Source organism: Enterococcus sp. FSL R5-0957 (assembly GCF_038008005.1).
GTDB lineage: Bacteria > Bacillota > Bacilli > Lactobacillales > Enterococcaceae > Enterococcus_B > Enterococcus_B faecium.
The window spans coordinates 460392-479313 of record NZ_JBBOYG010000001.1; the positions used below are offsets into that span (position 1 = coordinate 460392).

Consider the following 18922-nt stretch of genomic DNA (forward strand, 5'->3'; position numbering starts at 1 on the left):
ACAGATAATCGTGTCGAAAAGCTTTTTCTTTTCATAAATCTGTCTGTGTATTCTAAATAAAACAATTTGTAAATAAGCAACGAGCATTCATTCGTTTTTCTTTGACGTTCATTTTATTGCATAGACCACCTTTGTTTGGGGATAAACAAGTGGGGATAAAAATGGTTATGCATATGTAAATTATACCAAAGTTTGGAAAGTATCACAAAAATTTATAAAAATAATGATCCTAAAAAGAAAAAGACTGAAATATGTGATAAACATCTCATACTTCAGTCTTTTTCATTAACTATTCATAAGACATTAGGTCTTCATCAAACCCGCTAACAAGAGTAGTGATCATTGCTACGACTAGACTAACAGCCAGTCCTACTAAGTACCAGAAAAAAGTACCGGAAATGAATGCAGGCAATGTGGTCAGACTACCAAATACAAAAGCGATCGCTTTCACTTGGGCAAATCCCATTACAGCTCCACCAACAGCTGCACCAATGCAAGCAGCAACAAATGGTTTTTTCAATGGGATCGCAATTCCGTAAACAGTTGGTTCGGTCACTCCCGCAAGTAAAATCGAAGCAAAAGCAGAACCGGAGATCGAACGGGTTTTTGAACGTTTACTTCGCAGAAATACACCTAAAGCTGCACCAGCCATTCCAAAATTGGCTGCTCCTGTCAACGGAACGATTCGGTCGAACCCATAAGCAGAGATATTACTGATCATGACAGGGTTTACAGCCCATTGGATACCAAATATTACCAAAATATTCCAACCACCAGCGATGATTGCGCCACTGATCGGTCCGTTAATATCCATCATCCAAGTAATTGCGGCAGCTAAACCTTCGCCAAGGTAAACACCCGCAGGCCCGAATACCATTAACGTCAAAGGAACCGTGATAACTAATGAAAGTAAAGGTACAAATACTAATTGCATATTTTCGCGAATATATTTTTTGAGGAATTTTTCAACAAAAGAATAAAAGAAAATACCTAAAATCGCCGGCATGACAGTAGACGTATACTGCATCAGTACTACAGGAATCCCCAGAAAATCAGTAGCTGCTTTGCCACTGTCTGAAAGTAAAGAGGTCAGATTCGGTTCAATCAGTGCTGCAGCAATGACAGCCGCAATATATCCATTCACTTTAAACGTTTTGGCAGCAGAAAAAGCAAGAAAGATTGGCAGAAAATAAAAGACGGCATTCGACGCAGCAGACAAAATATGATAAGTTCCGCTTGTTTCACTAAGCCAGCCAATCGTAGTCGCTAAAACAACCAGACCTTTTAATATACCAGAACCGGCAAACAGCGGAATGATCGGCGTAAAGATTTCCGATATCAAACCAAATAGTTTTTCGATCGGATTTAGCTTTTCTTTCGGAGCTGAATGATCGATTTGACGCGTCAATTCCTTGTAAGCAGGAGCCAATCCCTGATCCATGATTATTTCTGCATATCTATCGAGTAAAATGAAATACTTAATGGAAGGGATTTGCTGTTTTAATTTTTCTGCATTGGCTACTGGCTGTTTTTTCAATTTGATACGAAGCCGAGTCGCACATGGAAGGACAGAATCAATATTGTCTTTTCCTCCCAACTGTTCAATCAGCATATGAATCTGCTCGGACAGTACCATCTGTTCAGGATTCATTGTCGTTTCCATTAGAAGACCACTCCACTCACTAATATAATATTGGCGTAAGGTGTCATTTCGCCTGTACGAATAAATGCATGACAGTTATTCAACTCTTTTTTCATTTCTTCATGTGGGATAAAGCTAATCGGTGTATCTGGTAACAATAATTTGATTTTTTCCAATATTTCCGGGTTCATTGTCTTTATTTCTTCCGCCAATTCAATCGATTGTACCTCGAGTTCTTCTAAAACGTTTTCTAAAACAGATAAAAAGCTTGGAAGACCGTTTGAGACAGCCAAATCTATTTTTTCAGTACCAAAGGGGACAGGCATGCCTGCATCCCCGATACTTAATTTATCAAAGTGCCCCATTTGTGCGATTACTCGTGAAATATCTGAATTGATTACTTTTCCTTTTTTCATGTTTGTTTCTTCCTCTCATTGTTAATTTTAGACTGCTGATTGTTCTAAAGCTTCGCGGTAAGGGATAGAAGGTTGCGCACCATAAGACTGCACAGCAACAGAAGAGGCTAGATTTCCATAAAGGATCGCTTCTTTCAAGTTACTAAGGTCTGGCTGAAGTGTGCTGCTTAATGCGCCAATAAATGTATCACCTGCGGCTGTTGTGTCAACGGCATCCACTTTAAAAGCAGGGATGATACCGTGTTCTTTTTCTGTATGATAGAAAGCGCCGGCACTGCCTAGTGTAATGATTACTGTTCCAATACCTAATTCATGGAGTTTTTCGGCTGCTGCGACCAAACTGTTATGATCTGTCACTCTGATTCCTGTAATGATTTCTGTTTCTGTTTCATTTGGTATAATGATATCTGTCTTTTCAAGTAGTTCAGTAGGGATCGTTTCACGAGCTGGTGCAGGATTCAGGATCGTTGTTTTTCCTGCGTCTTTTGCAATAGAAAAAGCTAGGATCGTCGCATCTAAGCTACTTTCAAACTGAGCAATAATAAAGTCACTGTTTGTAATCAGTTGCTTGTTTTTTAGGACTTCTTGTTCATGGAAAGCATTATTTGCCCCTGCATGGATCAAGATACTATTTTCTCCTGCTGCGTCTACCATAATCATTGCTTGTCCGGTTGTGGCGCCTTGGATTTCAGCTATCCCAGATGTATCGATGTTTTCTTTTGTCAGTAGATCTAATAACTGTTGTCCTTCGCTGTCAGCCCCAACGCCTCCAATAAAAGATGTCCCTGCGCCTGAACGTTTGGCTGCCACTGCTTGGTTGGCGCCTTTACCTCCGCCAGCGTGAAAAATCTCATGCGCATGCATCGTTTCGCCTGGCTTGGGCATGTTGGTTAAACGAAGGGTAGTGTCCATATTAATACTTCCAATTACTGTAACCGCGTTCATTTTACAAACCTCCAACTATCTCATTTATTTTGATGGGAAAAATTATTTTTTAAAACGTTTTAGTAAAACGTTTTAATAGCTCGATAAAAATATAGCACACCTTGAAAGCTATTTCAAGGGTGCAGTTGAAAATCTTTTTTCTAATCGTACAGGTAATCTTTTTTCTTCCCATTCTTTTTCTGGGAATTGGATCCGATCTAACAATAACTTGGCAGATGTTTGTCCCAATTCGAAGATTGGTTGTGCGATCGTTGTCAGTTTCGGCTTGATATACTCGCACATATCTATATTATCATAGCCAATAATGCTGTAGTCTTCAGGGATGCTTTTTCCAGCTTCCTCTAATCCGCGATATAATCCAAAAGCTAATTCATCATTTAAAGCAAACACACCAGTTGCAGCAGAATCAAGAAGTTTTGCTGTGATCTGGTAGCCACCTTGTTTTGAGAACTGTGTAGGTAAGAGGATCAGTTGGTCGTGAGGGATTTGGTAAACATCAAGAGCAGATTTAAACCCCTCAATCCGAGCGTGGACATTTTCCGGTGGATTTTCAGGATAGACAAGGGCGATCGTTTGATGTCCTAGACTAAGCAAGTGCATGCCCGCTAGGTAACCACCGCGAAAATCGTCTGTTCGTACGGCATCACTAAATCCTTCAGATTTTTTCTGATCCAAAACAATGAAGGGCCGGCCTTGTTTTTTCAAATTTTCGTTGATTGCATCTGTAGAGACAGCAGAAGTCGCGATAATGAATCCATCCACACCTCGACGTGTGAGCTCGGCTAGATATTCGATTTCTTTTTGATGATCAGAATCAGCATTACATAATATCGTGACGAAATTCTGCTTATACAAGATATCCTCAATTCCTCGCATCAGTGTACTGAAGAATGGATTCGTGATATCAGGAACGAGTACACCAATTGTTTTCGTTTCCTTGGTAATCATTTGTCTAGCAAAATAGTCAGGCTGATAGCCTAATTCTTCTTTGGCAGCTAAAACTTTCTGAACAGTTTTCGGACTGAATTTCTCCGTATTTCCATTTAATATCAAGGAGACAGTTGTGATTGAAACGCCGGAAAGTTTAGCGACTTCTTTGATTGTGATCTTTTTTTTCACCATGTTCATACTCCTATCTAAATCCTGTGGTTATTTTCCCATGAAATCAAAAAGAAGTAAATGAAAATCACGTGTGCCAGTACTTATTTGCTTTGTTGGATAGCTTCGATTATTTGTTTCGTTGAGCGTACTCGTGCAGTTTTCGGAAATATCTTTTTTATGAACAATTGATGGGATTCTTTGTCACGATCACTGCAAGCATCTTCAGCAAGTACGACATGATACCCATGTTGAAAGGCATCTAATGCAGTAGCATATACACCGTTTGTTGTCGCTACACCGCTTAAAATGATAGTTTCGATTCCACGCCGGCGAAGTTGAAGATCAAGAGAAGTACCAAAAAAGGCACTTGGATTGTATTTTGTGATAGTCAACATATTATCTGTATCTTTCAAGGAATCCTTCAACAACAAGTCAGTGAATTCTGGAGGTACAGAAGCAGTCATTCCACCCATATCAGTTTGTTGACTCAAATAAGGGAAAGTGGAGATGTCTACGTTCACTAAAACTTTCAAGGCAGCGGTACGTTTCAATGTTCTTACTAACAAATCATTGTTTGTCAGAATAGATGCTGCAGTGTGTGGAGAGAGTGTACCGTTATTTACGATCCCTTTTTGCATGTCGATCGCGACAAAAGCAGTTTTTGATAAATCAAAAATCATATTTTCCTTTAAATCATTCATGATGTTCCTTCTTTCAAATAACAATGTTTTTTATGTAAGTAAATCATAAATCGTTTATTTGTCAACTAAATAAAGGATTCCTTTCTTTAGTCTAGAGAAATTCAGTGGTAAAATAAATAAGTGTGAGAAAACGCATTCGATGCATAGATATAGCGAGAAATATCGTGAAAATGGAGGAATCAGAGTGAAGTATGTCGAAGTAAAAAATGAATACAAACGATACAAAATGGGAGAAACGACCATTACAGCAAATGACGATATTTCTTTTTCAATTGAAAAAGGCGAATTAGTGATTATACTTGGTCCAAGTGGAGCAGGAAAGTCAACGATTCTTAATATTTTAGGTGGGATGGATACACCTGATGAAGGTCAGATCATTATTGATGACACAGATATTGCGCAATTTTCAGATAAACAGCTTACTGCTTACCGACGAACAGATGTAGGGTTCGTTTTCCAATTCTACAATCTCGTTCCTAATCTAACAGCAAAAGAAAATGTGGAATTGGCAACGGAAGTTTCTCCTGATGCGCTTGATCCTGTAGAGGTATTGAGGCAAGTGGGCCTAGCTCATCGATTGAATAACTTTCCGTCCCAATTATCAGGAGGCGAACAGCAGAGGGTTTCAATTGCTCGTGCACTAGCTAAAAATCCCAAACTTCTTTTATGTGATGAACCGACAGGCGCGCTGGATTTTGAAACGGGCAAGCAAGTATTGAAATTATTGCAAAACGCTAGCAGACAACACGGCAATACCGTTTTGATCATTACACATAATTCTGCTTTAGCGCCCATCGCTGATAGAGTCATTCACATTAATGATGCTAAAGTAAGGTCTGTTGAATTAAATGATCATCCTTCATCCATTGATGAGATTGTATGGTAGGGGGATTTTATGAAAACAAGAACATATCTTAAAGCAGGTTTTCGCGAAATTCGGCAATCTAAAGGACGATTCATTGCAATCATCCTTATTGTCATGCTAGGAACACTTTTATTTGTAGGTGTCAAAACTGCTGGACCTGTCATGCAAAAAACGATGGATCACTATGTTGGTACAGCAGGACTTTCTGATTTGCAAATCGTTTCTACTGGTGGCTTGACACAAAAAGATATTGCTCAAGCAGAAAAGATCCCAGATGCAAAAGTAGAAACAGGAAAACAGATCTATTATTCCAATACTGGCAAAAACGAAGTGATTCAAATATTTTCTTATAACAAAAATAACAAGCAGAACAAGCTACAATTAACTGATGGAAAACTCCCGGAAAAACCAAACCAGCTTGTATTGGATGAAAAAGCGGAAGATGAAGGGTATAAAATCGGTGATATTTATCAGATTGATTCAGATGAATTGAAAGAAAAAGAGTATACCATCACGGGCTTTGTCCGTTCTCCATTGTTCATCAACAATTTGGAGAGAGGATACGCGAACGTCGGAAATGGTAGCGTCGATTATTTTGTCTATTTACCTGAATCCGTTTTTAAAACAGATATTTATTCTGTCTTATATCTTGATTTTACAAACGTAAAGAATTTGAATACGTACAGCAAAGCTTACAAAGATAAAATGGAGCAAAATCAAGAAAAGGTAGAAAAGTATTTACAAGATCGCCCTGAAGAACGCTTAGAAGAGCTGAAAAAATCGGCCAACGAAGAATTAGAACCGGCACAGCAAAAAATAGCGGATGGCAAAGCACAAACAACGCAAGCAAGAACACGGTTAGAAGATGCTAAAAAACAGTTAGCGCAACAGTCAGCAACTATCCAGCAGCTTCCTGAAGCGCAACGAACAATCGCTGTTCAAACATTATCTCAACAAGAAGCTCAACTTGCTGAACAAGAAAGGCAATTAGTTGAGAAAGAACGTGAACTGGCCTCTGCAGAGGAAGAATTGAATCGAAATGCAGAAAAAATTGAAAATTTAACTAAACCATCATACCTATACAATGAACGTTCAGAAAATGTCGGTTTTCAAGAATTTGGTGATCTGTCTGATCGTATCGCTGCGATTGCCAATGTTTTTCCTGTTTTCTTTTTCTTTATTGCCGCATTGATCACCTTTACGACAATGACACGTATGGTAGAAGAAAACCGCAGGGAAATCGGGACATTAAAGGCGTTAGGTTATACGAAAGTTGAAATCGCAAAAAAATATGCAATCTATGCAAGTCTAGCCTCAGGGATAGGCATTGTTTTAGGAACGATATTAGGAACGAATCTTTTGCCAAGGATCATTTTTGAGCTGTCTAACGAGCGGTATGATATTGGGAGTGCGCTTATTTTTTATGACTGGCCGCCGATTTTACAAGCAGCTGCCGCATTCTTCATTGCCGCATTTGGCGCTGCAATGATCGTTTTATTCAAAGATTTAAGAGAACGGCCTGCTGCATTGCTTCAACCGAAAGCACCGAAGCCAGGGAAACGCATTTTTCTTGAATACATCACTCCGCTGTGGTCACGCCTTAGCTTTAATCAAAAAATCAGTTACCGAAATCTCTTCCGATATAAGTCAAGAATGCTTATGGCGATTATCGGAATTGCTGGATGTGCCGGGCTGATGGTTGCAGGCGTGGGATTGAAAGATTCTCTAAGTTCTGTTTCAGCCAAACAATTTGGACCGATCATTGACTATCAAGCAATCGTTACATTGGATTCATCCACGGAAGATAGTCGTCAAAAAGCAGCGGATATGCTGCAGAAGCAAGAAAAAGTAAATGAGATCCTAGCTATTCATACTCAAACCGTAGAATTGAGAAAAAAAGGACATGCTTCGCAAAGTCTGACAGTGATCGTACCAAGTAAAACAGCTGATTTGGATCGTTTTATCCATTTAACTGATCTTGAAGAGAACCCACGCTCCTTGCCTAAAACAGGAATCGCTATTACGCAAAAAGCAGCAGAACTATTTGACTTATCTACAGGAGATCATATTTCGCTTTATGATGAAGATCAAAAAGAATGGAAAGTCGAAGTAAAAGAAATCGTGAAAAACTATCTAGGTAGCTTTATTTATATGTCCCCTGAATATTATGCTTCAGTTACTGATCAATCGATGATGGATAATGCATTTTTGCTGCGTACAGATAAGATGACAACAAAAGAAGAAGAAATGCTTTCCGAGAAACTGCTTGCCACAGACGCTGTGACAAATACGTCTTTCATGTCCAAACAAATCGAAACGCAAGAAGAATCAATGGCGAACTTAGACTCGGTTGTCTTAATCTTTGTCGTATTATCAGGACTGCTGGCTTTTATCGTCTTGTATAATCTAACTAATATCAATATTTCCGAGCGTGTACGCGAATTATCTACAATAAAAGTCCTTGGATTTTTTGATAAAGAAGTCACGATGTACATTGTTCGAGAAAATATCATCTTTACTCTTTTAGGAATCATCGGAGGATTTGGTGTAGGATATATATTGACTGACTTCATCTTGCAACAAGCGTCTATGGAGAATGTCATCTTTCCATTAGTGATCACATGGTGGGCTTATGTCTTATCAGCAGGATTAACTATCGTATTTACGGTTATTGTGATGATTGTTACCCATTTCAAATTAAAGCATATCGATATGATTGATGCGTTGAAATCGAATGAATAAAAACAGAGGTTGTGAAATCAGCGGTTTGACCTGAGTATTAGAGAAACAAACGGCAAAATAGTTTCTCATATTTTGCCGTTTTTTGAGCTAATACCGAAGGACAGCTGATTGAACACCGTTTAAGAAAGAGGTTGTGACAGAAGTGGTCAGCTTCAAGAAATAAGAAGGAATTTACGGAAATTGCTTCTCAAATTTTTGTAAAATTTCGGCTTATTTCCGAAGAAGCTACTTTTGGAACACCGTGAATCAGAGGTTGTGAAAAAGCTGTCCTGCATCGAGCAAAAAGAATACTCAAATAAAATTAGCTCCTCATGTTTTACATTTGAGAAGACTGATTGCCGTAGATAAAAGCTTTTGAACACCATTTATAGAAGAAACAAGAATATTTTGCTATTTTAAACAAGAGGATAGACAAATACATGTCTGATCTCTTGTTTTTTATTGGGCAACAGACCTCTTAGAATGTATAAAGATAAATTTTACAAACGCTTTCGGTTCAGTTATAATAATAAATGATAACTTGTATATATAAGTTGTGGTAGGTAATAAATCAGTTGAATGGAGGTAAATATCCATGACATTTAAAGACAAAGTCATTTACCAAATCTATCCCAAATCTTACAAAGACAGCAATGGTGATGGAATTGGAGATTTAAAAGGAATCAAAGAAAAACTCCCGTATCTGAATGATCTAGGCATCGACATGATTTGGCTAAACCCTATTTATCCAAGCCCTCAAAAAGACAACGGTTATGATATCTCTGATTACACAGCCATCGATCCTATCTTTGGTACGATGGAGGAATTCGAACAGCTAATAGCCGAAGCAAAGAAATACCGGATAGAAATCATGCTCGATATGGTGCTGAATCACGTTTCGACAGAACATGAATGGTTCAAAAAAGCACTAGCAGGGGACCAGCATTATCAGGACTTCTTCATTTTAAGAGAAGAGCCAACGGATTGGGTATCAAAATTTGGTGGAAGTGCTTGGTCGCCATTTGGAGATACGGGGAAATATTATTTGCACTTATATGATCGGACACAAGCTGACTTGAACTGGCGGAACCAAGCAGTAAGAGAGGAACTATTCAAAGTTGTTCGTTTTTGGATGGAAAAAGGGGTAAAAGGATTCCGTTTCGATGTTATCAATGTTATCGGTAAAGACGAACAATTGAAAAATAATAAAGAAAATGATGGCAAACCTGAATATACGGACAAACCAATCACCCATACGTATCTAAAAGAATTGAACCAAGCAACGTTTGGGACGGATTCCACTATCATCACAGTCGGTGAAATGAGCTCTACGACGATCGAAAATTGTATCTTGTATACAGAACCTAGTAGAGAAGAATTATCAATGGTCTTTAATTTCCATCATTTGAAAGTCGATTATGAAAATGGGAATAAATGGTCTACTCCTCCATTTGATTTTGCAGAATTAAAGCGACTATTTCATACATGGGGAGAAAAGATGAGTGAGGGTAACGGCTGGAATGCTCTATTTTTTAATAATCATGATCAGCCACGTGCGCTCAATCGATTTGTAGCTATCGATCAGTATCGAAAACAAGGAGCAGAGATGCTAGCAACCATGATCCATTTGAACCGTGGGACGCCCTATATTTATATGGGAGAAGAAATCGGCATGATCGACCCAGACTATTCATCGATTTCCGACTATATTGACGTAGAAAGTTTGAATGCTTATAAGTTACTCCTTGAACAAGGATTCACAGAAAAAGAAGCGTTTCGTCGGATCAAAGCAAAATCTCGCGATAACTCTCGAACACCCATGCAATGGTCAGACACAGAACAAGCAGGATTTACTACAGGGAAACCTTGGTTAAAAGTTGGAGGCAAGCTAGAAGAGATTAATGTAGAAAAAGAACTATCTTCTGAAGATTCTATTTTGTCCTATTACAAGCAATTGATTCGGCTGAGAAAAACATATCCAATCGTTGCACAAGGAGATTATCATGCTTATGAAGCAAATCATCCGGAAGTTTATGGCTTTCTTCGCCAATTTGAAGGACAGCAGCTGCTTGTATTAACAAATTTCTATGATAAAGATACAAGGATCGCCATCCCAGAAGGATTCACAGAAGCCAATATTCTTATCGATAATTATTCCGATACTGTTCTTCATCAAAGTCTGGAGCTAAAACCATACCAGGCAATTGCTTTGCTGAAAAATTAAAACAAAAACACAAAACGTCGTTCCTACGAGCTATTCTCGTAAGATCGACGTTTTGTGTTTTATTTAAAATAATCTTCTTCAGAAAATGAAGAGTTTTCATACTCTCCTTTATCGCCATAAAATTTATTGTAGCGTTGTTTGAATTTACGGAAAATAAAAGTAACGAGTAATTTGACTAACGTATAGATAGGAATACCAAAAATAACGCCCACAATTCCCATTAGATCACCCATGACAAGTAAAACGATTAAGATCGTAATCGGATGGATCTGTAAACGATCACCCATTACTCGAGGAATCACCAAGTCACCGTGGAGAAGTTGTACGGCAAACCAGACAATGACAAATTTGACAGCCATAAAAGTAGAGTCTTGGAATGCAATGATCAAACCTGGAAAGAAGGCGATAAACGGCCCAATATATGGAATGATACATAACAACCCAGCAGAAATAGCTAAAACACTAGCAAATTCTAATCCGATCAGTAAGAAACAAACCCAGTAGACTGCTCCAAGGATAAATGAAGCAATGATTTGCCCCTTTAGAAATGAACCCAATTGTTGATTAGCAATCTTTGTCAAATTTTTAAAATCTGTACGAAATGCTGGTGGGACAATCGCTAAAACTGACTGATAAAATTTTTGAGGATCTCTCAAAAGGAAAAAAGCGACAATTGGACCAGTAAATAAAGTAATAAAAATAGCTGTAACAGTTGAAAAAATGTTGCTGATCCGTTGTGCGCCACTTTCCCAATAATTTCCAATAAATCCAGCTATATCAGACGTCACGTCGTCAATAGAAGCGAAAAATTGATTAAATGAATCGGCAAAAGGTGTTTTCTCCAAAAATTGTCGGAGACTCTCTTGAAAATCTTGAAACAAATCTGGCAAACTACTGATCAATGTCTTTGCCTGTTCTTTAAGAAAAGGAACAAGCCATACGCTTCCAAGCCCCAATAAAAATAAAATAATCACATAAACGATAATGACTGACAAGTTCCTCGAAAGGTGCTTGCTCAAACGTTTGATGACTGGTTCCAAAAGATAATACAAGATCAGTGCAAACAATAATGGGGGCAAGATAGTAGCGATAATGATTCCGACAGGCTTGAATATAAACGAGATCTGATGGAAAAAATAAATGATCAGCGCAAGTAAGATAACTATTCCTAAAACATAGTAAGAGGTTTTTCCTCCTAAAAAGCGGATCAAACGATTCGTTGTATCTGTTTCTTTTTTCACTCTTTTTCCTCCTTTATTTATAACTTCATTATAGACAAAAGCGGGTATAAAAGGAAAATGATAGAGGTTGATTGCAAAAATATCGTCAATCATTCATATAAACTTTCTCATCAATTAAAATAAGAAAACGCTTGACAGTTCTTTTAACCATATGATAAATTAAATCCTGTTGCTAAAACGTAACTATTACGATTTGCGAAAAGCGAATCGGAACATTCAAATGAAAGAAGATGAGAAGAGGAGTGTCATAAATGAAACGATTGATAGGTATATTGGCCATGCTGGTTTTAGCAGGTATGTTAACTGCTTGCGGGGCAAGTGGGAAAGCCGAGGACAGTAAAGAAAAATTGAGCGTGATGACGACCTTTTATCCCATGTATGATTTTACAAAAGCAATCGTCGGGGATGAAGGAGAAGTAGAGTTATTGATTCCAGCAGGGACTGATTCCCACGATTATGAACCTTCTGCTAAAGACATGGCAAAGATCCAAGATACAGATATCTTTGTTTATAATGATGAAAACATGGAAACATGGGTCCCCGCAATCCAAAAAACATTACAAGAAGGCAATGTCCATACGATAAAAGCGACAGAAGGTATGCTTTTACTTCCGGGAAGTGAAGAAGGACATGATCATGACCATGAACACGGGGAAGAAGGCCATACACATGAGCTAGACCCACATGTATGGCTAGCTCCAAGTTTAGCAATCAAGCAGGTAGCAAACATACGTGATCAGCTGATTGAAGCTTACCCAGAAAAACAGGAAGTATGGACAAAAAATGCAGCAGCCTATACCGAGAAACTTCAATCACTCCATCAGCTTTATCAAGAAACCTTTAAGCAAGCAAAACAAAGATCTTTTGTCACGCAACATGCTGCATTCAACTATCTAGCGTTAGAATATGGATTGAATCAAGTATCGATTGCTGGTCTTTCTTCTAGTGAAGAACCGTCTGCGGCGAGAATTGCTGAACTGAAACACTTTGTTAAAGAACATGGAATCAACTATATTTATTTTGAAGAAAACGCCAAAGATAGTATTGCCAGAACGTTAGTAAACGAAGCAGGTGTATCTTTAGAAGTATTGAATCCTTTGGAAGGATTGACGAATGAACAAATAGAAAATGGAGAAAACTATCTTTCTATCATGGAAGCAAACCTCGAAGCGTTGAAAAAAACGACAGAGACAGAAAACCCGCTAGAAGATACTTTGACCCCCAAAAAAGAAAAGAGCGTCTACAACGGTTATTTTGAAGACGAGGATGTACAAGATCGCTCTCTTTCAGATTGGGCAGGAACTTGGCAAACAGTAGATACGTATGTAGAAGATGGGACTTTTGATCCTGTTTTTGAATATAAAGAAAAATTGAATCAGGATAAGACAGCACAAGAATATAAAGAATATTATACGAAGGGCTATCAAACAGATATTGCTTCAATCAAGATCAGTGAGAAAGAGATGGCATTTACGTTTAAGGATGGAACAACGAAACGTTCAAATTATCGTTATGTAGGGAAAGAAATCTTGACCTACGAGGCAGGAAACCGTGGCGTAAGGTATCTATTCGAAGCAGAAGATAAGGAAAGTGGCGCTTTTAGATATATTCAATTCAGTGATCACACGATTGCACCGGCTGACTCCGAACATTTTCATTTATATGCAGGAAATGAAAGTCAAGAAGCATTGCTGAAAGAAATGGAGAATTGGCCAACATTTTATCCAGATACAATGGATGGACGTGAAATTGCACAGGAAATGCTTTTGCACTGATAGGCAAAAAAGAACCGAAGGGTTTGGATCGGCTGGTCATTTAGTCGGTCCAAACTATTCGGTTCTTTTTATGAAATCAATTTCTTTAATCCACGGATAGAGGCTGGGATGGTCTCGCCGTTTGCCAACGTGACTTCTCTGGTTTTTTTATTAATCGACCGCACATTTTGTGTATTGATAACATAGGATTTATGACAACGGATAAAATTCCGATGCATTTTCTCGATTTCTTTGATCTTCTCATAGAATTGTAATTGGGCATGAGTCAAATGGACTTCCAGTTTATGTGGTGCTCCTAGCGAAGTAGAAAAATATTGGATGTCTTTGATCGGTAAAAATTTGATCTCATCATTAAACTCTATTTTGAAGATATCTTTTTGGATTTGGGACATTTGAAAATCTTCGAAAATTTTGCTCAGGATATGCTCGACATTTTCTTTTAAATCATAAAGATCTTCTTTGACGATATAATCAGTCGGTTCGATGTTGCTTTTTAAGATTTTCATCGACATTTCCGTATGGGAAGTCACATAGATTATTTTTCCTAAAGGATCTAATTCACGGATCAATTTACCGATAGCTACACCATCCATTTCACTGTCTTCTAGTTCGATATCTAAAAAGTAAATACCAAAAGAAGAAGTTCTGATCTTGGCTGCATTGAGAAGTTCTTCCGGATCAGAGGTAGAAATATGGACATAACTGTCTAAGTTTTCAATCATGATTCTATTTTTGATCACCGTTGATAAAACTTCTAATTGTTTTGGATCGTCTTCACAAATATAAATGGGAATCATATCATTACTCCTTTATTTTATTTGTATATAAATCGTTTGAGAAAAACGCTGGTTTTCAATTGATGTTTCAAGGAAAAGATAAGGATTGGTCTTTGTCAATTCATCCAAGATAAACAAGCCAAGGCCTTCGTTTTTTGGATTTGTTTTTGTTGAGAACCCTTTTTGTTTCAACTGGTTTAACGGTAATGTATTTGTTGTTGTATTGATCACACGAATCATCACGGAATGATTCTTCTTGAGTATGGTCAATTCGATTTTTTTCTTCTTTGCAGCACTAGCTCCTTCAATCGCATTGTCCAAGATAATACCAAGCATACGTACAAGGTTTACCGTATGTTTCGTATCCAGTTCGATTGGCTCAGGAAAATGAAGCTGGACGATCAACCCTTTTTCCTGTGCCATCATGAGTTTTAATGACAGTAAACTACGGATCTCAGGAACTTTCATATTATCCAACATACTTAGATTGGCCGGAAAAAGGTTCATCATCTGGCGTGTAGGTAATATCGTTTGATCATAATAAGACCGTAATCCTTCTAAGTCGCCTTCTGAAATATAGCTGTGAAGAGAAAAAAGCAGATTTTGGTAATCATGTTTGAATTCTCTCAAGTCTTGATAGTTTTTTTCTAGATCTTTGATATAATCCTGTTGCATCCTGACTTGTTGCTCTAATAACTGATCAGCTAATTTCTTATTAGAGATTTTCCAATAATAAACCAAGATGATCAGGCCAACACACAGATATAGAATGAAAAAACTCGTATTCAAAGCTAAGACATCAGGTGTTTCACCAGAAAAACGAGTATAAAAAATAATGATATAGTATGTAAATAATATCAATGTCCCGATCGTACCGATCATACGGCGGTCCACAGTGTGAAACCAAGTCTCTAACGATTTTTTAAAACAAAAAGCTAATAAAGCAGATAAAAAAGCGGATAAGGCAATGTGAAAATACTGCAATGAATCTCCTGGTTCAATAACCGAAGATTTCAAAACAAAAAAATCGCCGATGCTTGTTAAGTGATCTCCTAAAAGCGACGTCAATAACCCAAAAGGAAGCGCATAAACCAATTGTTGACGCGAAGTCGAAAAGAAGAAAAAAGTAAGCATCAGCATTCCTATAGCAATTAGAGCAGTAAAAATCCCTAAAATCGAATAGACCCATCCAATCAAAATACAAGAAATCAGAATGACTCCCGCAAACAGATATTTGTATCGGATGTGATGGTCAATCAATAAGATACAAATTGTGTAAATCAAATATTGCAACGCTATGGACCATAAAAACATAAAGTACAGCTCCCATTGATTTTTACCAAATTATATCACAATTAGCGTATTATTTTTTTAATTTTTCAGGGATTTTGAATTCAGAACTCATACCAAAGCAGCAGCCAGATACAAAAAAGTCAGATAAGTTAGTTAATTGTTTAATGATTGTTTTTTTCATGAAAGATTCCTCCAAAATTCATCAAGTAGTTTGTAATAGGAAGCAACGTAGCTATTTCTAAAACAATCCCAAGTAGCAAATAGGTAGAAAAGTAAGAAGCTGAGAAAAATAAAGTAATGAGAGAAAAAATTAGAAACATGCTGATCGCCTTCTTTAATAATGGGGGACGTTTCTCGGGTTCAATGGGATTGATTGCTGTACCTCTTGATCCATAGCGAAGCAGTAACAAAAAGCAGCTGATTAACAAAAAGACCATCATTGGGAAGGAGATAGTCAATTGCAGATGTTTCATCACCAAGGGAACGCCCCATAAATAAAGTAGTGTCCACAGCAGACAAACGAATTCAGAGTCGGAATGCAATCCATAAGCATATCTGCGGATGCAGATATAAGAAAGAAAGGTGATTCCTGTTTCCGCCCATGAGCCTGTCACCAGAGAAAAGACTAGAACGACCGCTAGTTTTCCAAGATTATTCAATAAAACTTCTAAGGCAAATTTTACTTGGACATACACCATATCTTCTTCCGATTTGTCTCCGCTGAATAAGGCTTCTAATAATTTGTTCACAACTTTATCTTTCATCTCATACGTACCTCCACCACAAATTTTATGCTAAAAAAATAAAAAACGTCTTTTGTTTCATAAAAAGTGGTTTTGACATCAAAACCGTCATGATTTCCTAAAAAAATCTTCGTTTTCCAAGAACCTTACCAAAAAAAGTGACAGTTTTGATACGAAAAGTACTTTTTATGACAAGTTTGTGCTTTTTCGAGTGATTTATGTTAAAAAAATTACTGACCTTATAAAAGGTGATGGAGGGATTCTTATGGAAAATGAACAATTGTTTGAAGTCGGCGAAACATATGCATTTAAATCTGATTTATTTGAATCACCAATAAAAGGAAAAATAGAAAAAATCTATGAAAATAGTGTGATGATACGTGTCATGAAATGCGCAGTAGAAGACAATGATACCGCTCATAATCTGCACTGGCAGTTAGTTGTACGCAAATCAAGTACAATAGAAGAATAAAAACAGATAAAATGTTGAGAGCATAAAGAGGTTGTGAGTCTCCCGTTTAGCTCTGAGTTACAAGGAATAATGTTAAAAAACAGCTTTTCATGTTTTATGAATATTGCCACTTGTGACCGAGGTGTTGGCAGGAGAATAGTGTTTATTTGAAAAAAAGGCTGCGACAAGACTTTTGTCACAGCCTTTATTTTCATGAATAGGAGTTACTTTTGGCTACTTTTAGAGAAGTAGCTTTTAAGGAGCAGATAAAGTCAAGGCTTTTATTTCTATAAATGAAGTAGTAAAATGAAGAACAGATTTTATTACAGGAAGGATGCCGATAATTGTGATCATTGTTGCAGGAACGATCGGTGCAGGGAAAAGCACACTGACTGAAATGCTTGCCCAAGATTTAGAAACAAAACCTTTTTATGAGAACGTGGAAGATAATGAAGTATTGCCGCTATTTTATTCTAATCCAGAAAAGTATACTTTTTTATTACAGATTTTCTTTTTGAACAAACGCTTTTTGGCAATCAAAGATGCTTTCAGCCATGATGACAACGTACTAGACCGCTCCATCTACGAAGATAGTATGCTGTTTCATTTGAATGCAGATTTAGGGCGTGTTTCTGAAGTAGAAGTAAAGCAGTATGAAGGTCTTTTAGAAACGATGCTGAAGGAGTTAGAAGAAATTTCGCCACAAAAGAAACCAGATCTACTGGTTTATATTCGTGTATCCTTTGAAACTATGTTAGCGAGAATCAAAAAAAGAGGCCGGGAATATGAACAGCTAGAACAAGATCCTGAACTCTATTCCTACTATAAAGAACTCAATCGACGATACGAAGAGTGGTATGAACAGTTTGATATATGTCCCAAAATAGTGATCGATGGGGACAAATATGATTTCGTAGCCGATCCGGCATGTGGAGAACAAATCGTACAAGAAATCAAGATGCGGGCAAAGAAAATGACAGAAGAGGCAGATGCCCAGTCGATCCGCTACACTACAAATAACCCGAAAGCAAAGGGAATCTTTACAACTAAATAATATAAAAACTAAGCAAATTGCTCACTCGCAGATATTTCTCTGTGAGCAGCATCTTGCTTAGTTTTTTTGATTCATTGAGATCAAATAGTGAACCGATTCGTATGATAAAATTGCCATAAATGAAATGTCTGAGTGAGGGCCATGATCAAAAATAAAATGGAAACGATCAAAATCGAATGGGCGCCAAACAGATGATGACAGAAAACAAGGACAATAGCTCCTGCGATAAAGGCAAGAACGACACTTAGATAGTGGAAAAATCGATCAAAATCTGCTTTTTCTTTAGAAATACAATAATCATATAAGTTCGTTGCTACCCCTTTTAAATTTCCAGTTGTAAATAAATTAGTGTAGGCACGCCCGTTGATTTTATCAAAAGCTACCCACTGGATCGATGCAGTAAAAGCAATCAAAATCGTTACTAATGCGGGATGCTCATGGACGGGTGTCAAACTAACAAAGAAAAAAATCACTGCTTCATAATATAGAACAAACAAGCGCCAGAAATGTTTTTCTTTTTTTCTAAAATAATCAATTAGATACTTTGTTAGAAGAATCCCTAAGAAAAAGAAAAGGGTAGACAATACTTTTTTACCAACACTTAGCCATTCTCCGTCAAATGCTTGGATGATCGATAGAATGATATTGCCAGTTTGAGCAGAGGCAAAAGCACCATATTGGATATAAGTATAACTGTCCATGGCTCCTCCGATAAATGTCAGCAAAAGTCCTATTGTACGCCCCTCGTGAAAGGAAGTCTGCATTTTTTTCATCACCTTTTATGAATATTTTTGTCTTCCTTATCTTAGCATAAACGATTGAAAAAAAGGAAAAATTTTCAGAAAACTAAAATCGTATCGCTTCCCATTTTCATTTTTAGAAAGGTCTGTTAGTATAAAGAAAAAATAGACAACGAAACTTTAAATAACCAACTTGAAATAAACAAATTCAAAGAAGAAAGATGGGAAGGAAAT

Annotated in this window: 16 protein-coding genes; 6 read left to right on the forward strand and 10 right to left on the reverse strand. The window is 37.4% G+C overall.

What is annotated here, in order from left to right:
• Positions 1-289: 289 nt before the first annotated feature.
• The 5 genes from MKX69_RS02215 to MKX69_RS02235 all read right to left on the reverse strand — a co-directional run bounded on the left by MKX69_RS02215 (position 290) and on the right by MKX69_RS02235 (position 4805).
• On the reverse strand, positions 290-1663 hold the full coding sequence (locus MKX69_RS02215; RefSeq protein WP_002339572.1) for a PTS transporter subunit EIIC: 1374 nt from the start codon (positions 1661-1663) through the stop codon (positions 290-292).
• On the reverse strand, positions 1663-2058 hold the full coding sequence (rbsD, locus tag MKX69_RS02220) for a D-ribose pyranase (RefSeq protein ID WP_002286295.1): 396 nt from the start codon (positions 2056-2058) through the stop codon (positions 1663-1665). The genes MKX69_RS02215 and rbsD overlap by 1 nt, the downstream gene beginning before the upstream one ends.
• A 27-nt stretch (positions 2059-2085) precedes the next feature.
• A complete protein-coding gene (rbsK, locus tag MKX69_RS02225) occupies positions 2086-3003 on the reverse strand; it encodes a ribokinase (RefSeq protein ID WP_258430227.1) in 918 nt (305 codons plus the stop codon).
• Between the two features lie 108 nt (positions 3004-3111).
• Positions 3112-4125 (reverse strand): ribose utilization transcriptional repressor RbsR, encoded by a 1014-nt coding sequence (rbsR, locus tag MKX69_RS02230; RefSeq protein ID WP_002339574.1) that lies wholly within the window; start codon positions 4123-4125, stop codon positions 3112-3114.
• A gap of 80 nt (positions 4126-4205) precedes the next feature.
• Positions 4206-4805, reverse strand: coding sequence for a cysteine hydrolase (locus MKX69_RS02235; protein WP_002339575.1), 600 nt, complete (start codon positions 4803-4805; stop codon positions 4206-4208).
• Between the two features lie 184 nt (positions 4806-4989).
• Between MKX69_RS02235 and MKX69_RS02240 the strand changes: the two genes are divergently transcribed.
• The 3 genes from MKX69_RS02240 to treC all read left to right on the forward strand — a co-directional run bounded on the left by MKX69_RS02240 (position 4990) and on the right by treC (position 10615).
• Positions 4990-5691: an ABC transporter ATP-binding protein gene (locus MKX69_RS02240; protein ID WP_002296067.1), complete on the forward strand. Its 702-nt coding sequence runs from the start codon at positions 4990-4992 to the stop codon at positions 5689-5691.
• 9 nt (positions 5692-5700) lie between these two features.
• A complete protein-coding gene (locus tag MKX69_RS02245; RefSeq protein WP_002376170.1) occupies positions 5701-8412 on the forward strand; it encodes an FtsX-like permease family protein in 2712 nt (903 codons plus the stop codon).
• Between the two features lie 574 nt (positions 8413-8986).
• A complete protein-coding gene (gene treC, locus MKX69_RS02250; protein ID WP_002319557.1) occupies positions 8987-10615 on the forward strand; it encodes an alpha,alpha-phosphotrehalase in 1629 nt (542 codons plus the stop codon).
• A 59-nt stretch (positions 10616-10674) separates the two neighbouring features.
• Here the strand turns inward: treC and MKX69_RS02255 are convergent, their stop codons facing one another.
• Positions 10675-11949: an AI-2E family transporter gene (locus MKX69_RS02255; RefSeq protein ID WP_002319558.1), complete on the reverse strand. Its 1275-nt coding sequence runs from the start codon at positions 11947-11949 to the stop codon at positions 10675-10677.
• Positions 11950-12107: 158 nt separating this feature from the next.
• Between MKX69_RS02255 and MKX69_RS02260 the strand changes: the two genes are divergently transcribed.
• Positions 12108-13631: a zinc ABC transporter substrate-binding protein AdcA gene (locus tag MKX69_RS02260; protein ID WP_341008606.1), complete on the forward strand. Its 1524-nt coding sequence runs from the start codon at positions 12108-12110 to the stop codon at positions 13629-13631.
• A 68-nt stretch (positions 13632-13699) separates the two neighbouring features.
• Here MKX69_RS02260 and MKX69_RS02265 read toward each other — a convergent pair whose 3' ends face one another.
• The 3 genes from MKX69_RS02265 to MKX69_RS02275 all read right to left on the reverse strand — a co-directional run bounded on the left by MKX69_RS02265 (position 13700) and on the right by MKX69_RS02275 (position 16464).
• Positions 13700-14428, reverse strand: coding sequence for a LytR/AlgR family response regulator transcription factor (locus MKX69_RS02265; RefSeq protein WP_002286278.1), 729 nt, complete (start codon positions 14426-14428; stop codon positions 13700-13702).
• 12 nt (positions 14429-14440) lie between these two features.
• Positions 14441-15721: a sensor histidine kinase gene (locus tag MKX69_RS02270; protein WP_002319561.1), complete on the reverse strand. Its 1281-nt coding sequence runs from the start codon at positions 15719-15721 to the stop codon at positions 14441-14443.
• Between the two features lie 140 nt (positions 15722-15861).
• Positions 15862-16464: an accessory gene regulator B family protein gene (locus MKX69_RS02275; protein ID WP_002296063.1), complete on the reverse strand. Its 603-nt coding sequence runs from the start codon at positions 16462-16464 to the stop codon at positions 15862-15864.
• 244 nt (positions 16465-16708) lie between these two features.
• On the opposite strand from MKX69_RS02275, the gene MKX69_RS02280 reads away from it, so the two are divergent.
• Together MKX69_RS02280 and MKX69_RS02285 are read left to right on the forward strand one after the other, a co-directional pair.
• Positions 16709-16915, forward strand: coding sequence for a hypothetical protein (locus tag MKX69_RS02280; protein ID WP_002286271.1), 207 nt, complete (start codon positions 16709-16711; stop codon positions 16913-16915).
• A gap of 313 nt (positions 16916-17228) precedes the next feature.
• Positions 17229-17948, forward strand: a complete 720-nt coding sequence (locus tag MKX69_RS02285; protein ID WP_002321450.1) for a deoxynucleoside kinase — start codon at positions 17229-17231, stop codon at positions 17946-17948.
• Between the two features lie 80 nt (positions 17949-18028).
• Here the strand turns inward: MKX69_RS02285 and MKX69_RS02290 are convergent, their stop codons facing one another.
• Entirely contained in the window at positions 18029-18712 is a 684-nt protein-coding gene (locus MKX69_RS02290) for a YoaK family protein (RefSeq protein ID WP_002286265.1), read from the reverse strand.
• Positions 18713-18922 lie beyond the last annotated feature (210 nt).

What these genes read in the sequence shown, in the direction of transcription:
- MKX69_RS02215 (WP_002339572.1), bottom strand. Translation starts at nt 1,663, where the DNA reads ATGGAAACGACAATGAATCCTGAACAGATGGTACTGTCCGAGCAGATT.
- rbsD (WP_002286295.1), bottom strand. Translation starts at nt 2,058, where the DNA reads ATGAAAAAAGGAAAAGTAATCAATTCAGATATTTCACGAGTAATCGCA.
- rbsK (WP_258430227.1), bottom strand. Translation starts at nt 3,003, where the DNA reads ATGAACGCGGTTACAGTAATTGGAAGTATTAATATGGACACTACCCTT.
- rbsR (WP_002339574.1), bottom strand. Translation starts at nt 4,125, where the DNA reads ATGGTGAAAAAAAAGATCACAATCAAAGAAGTCGCTAAACTTTCCGGC.
- MKX69_RS02235 (WP_002339575.1), bottom strand. Translation starts at nt 4,805, where the DNA reads ATGAATGATTTAAAGGAAAATATGATTTTTGATTTATCAAAAACTGCT.
- MKX69_RS02245 (WP_002376170.1), top strand. Translation starts at nt 5,701, where the DNA reads ATGAAAACAAGAACATATCTTAAAGCAGGTTTTCGCGAAATTCGGCAA.
- treC (WP_002319557.1), top strand. Translation starts at nt 8,987, where the DNA reads ATGACATTTAAAGACAAAGTCATTTACCAAATCTATCCCAAATCTTAC.
- MKX69_RS02255 (WP_002319558.1), bottom strand. Translation starts at nt 11,949, where the DNA reads ATGATTGACGATATTTTTGCAATCAACCTCTATCATTTTCCTTTTATA.
- MKX69_RS02260 (WP_341008606.1), top strand. Translation starts at nt 12,108, where the DNA reads ATGAAACGATTGATAGGTATATTGGCCATGCTGGTTTTAGCAGGTATG.
- MKX69_RS02265 (WP_002286278.1), bottom strand. Translation starts at nt 14,428, where the DNA reads ATGATTCCCATTTATATTTGTGAAGACGATCCAAAACAATTAGAAGTT.
- MKX69_RS02270 (WP_002319561.1), bottom strand. Translation starts at nt 15,721, where the DNA reads ATGTTTTTATGGTCCATAGCGTTGCAATATTTGATTTACACAATTTGT.
- MKX69_RS02275 (WP_002296063.1), bottom strand. Translation starts at nt 16,464, where the DNA reads ATGAAAGATAAAGTTGTGAACAAATTATTAGAAGCCTTATTCAGCGGA.
- MKX69_RS02280 (WP_002286271.1), top strand. Translation starts at nt 16,709, where the DNA reads ATGGAAAATGAACAATTGTTTGAAGTCGGCGAAACATATGCATTTAAA.
- MKX69_RS02285 (WP_002321450.1), top strand. Translation starts at nt 17,229, where the DNA reads ATGCCGATAATTGTGATCATTGTTGCAGGAACGATCGGTGCAGGGAAA.
- MKX69_RS02290 (WP_002286265.1), bottom strand. Translation starts at nt 18,712, where the DNA reads ATGCAGACTTCCTTTCACGAGGGGCGTACAATAGGACTTTTGCTGACA.